The organism is Nocardia sp. CWNU-33, from assembly GCF_046764895.1.
In the GTDB taxonomy this organism is placed as follows: Bacteria; Actinomycetota; Actinomycetes; order Mycobacteriales; family Mycobacteriaceae; genus Nocardia.
Map to the genome: position 1 here is coordinate 1 of NZ_JBKOQN010000121.1, position 934 is coordinate 934.

Annotated in this window: 1 protein-coding gene; it reads left to right on the plus strand. The window is 66.1% G+C overall.

All coding sequences use genetic code 11. The annotated features are described in order from the left end of the window. Positions 1–101: 101 nt before the first annotated feature. On the plus strand, positions 102–934 hold an 833-nt coding region (locus ACLMAL_RS39650; protein ID WP_412003775.1), incomplete at its 3' end, for an IS110 family transposase.

Below are 934 nucleotides of genomic sequence, written 5' to 3' on the forward strand. Positions count from 1 at the left end.
GCGGCATAGAAAGACGTTCTATGCGCCGGGTGTCTGGACGAGGGAACGTCCTCCTGATGCGCTTGTCGGGCTTGGTGTCCCATCGCAGTAGGAGGACGTTCGTGGGTAACGGTAATGGCTTGTCGCGGGGTGATCGCAACCGAAACGCCCGTTTAGCGCGTCTTCGGGCGTTGGTGCCGGCCGACAACGCCATCGTCGGGATTGATCTGGCCGACCGGAAACAGATGGTGGTAGTGACCGATCACGACTCGAAAGTATTGGCCCGCAAAACATTCCGATGCCGGGCATGGGATCTAGGGGCCGCGTTGGACTGGGCGGCCCAGCGGGCAGCCGCCGCGGGTTTCGCCGGTGTGACGGTGGCGTGTGAGCCGACCGGGCATCGGTGGCGGGTGCTGGGTCAGCTTGCAGCAGATCGCGGGATGGCGTTCGTGTGTGTTCAGCCGTCGATGACTTCGTGGTCACGTCGCGCCGAGGACTTGACCTGCGACAAGACCGACGAGAAGGACGCGGTGCTGATCGCCCGGTTGACTGCGCAGCTGCGTTGTTATGTCCCTGAACCGGTCGATGAGACCTGGGGCCGGCTGCGACATCTCGGTGCCCGCCGCGAGCAGTTGAACGTCGAAGTGGTCAGCCAAATCCAACAGCTGCGCGCGCTGCTGGAGTGCGTATGGCCGGCCGCATTGGACACCGCGCGCCAGCCGTTCCGTTCCCGCACCTGGGTCGCAGCGATGACTGTGATCTGCGACCGCGACGGCGGTGACCTGACCCGCACCCGCCGTCTCGGCTCGGTCCGCCTCGAACACGCGGTCCGCCGCGAGATCACCCGTCGAGGCGGCCAGAAACCGTCGCTGCGCATCGCGCGCAACCTGTTCACCGCGCTCGACGATCGTGCCGGGGTGATCGCGCACCGGCGCGGCGCACTCGAACGCGTGCA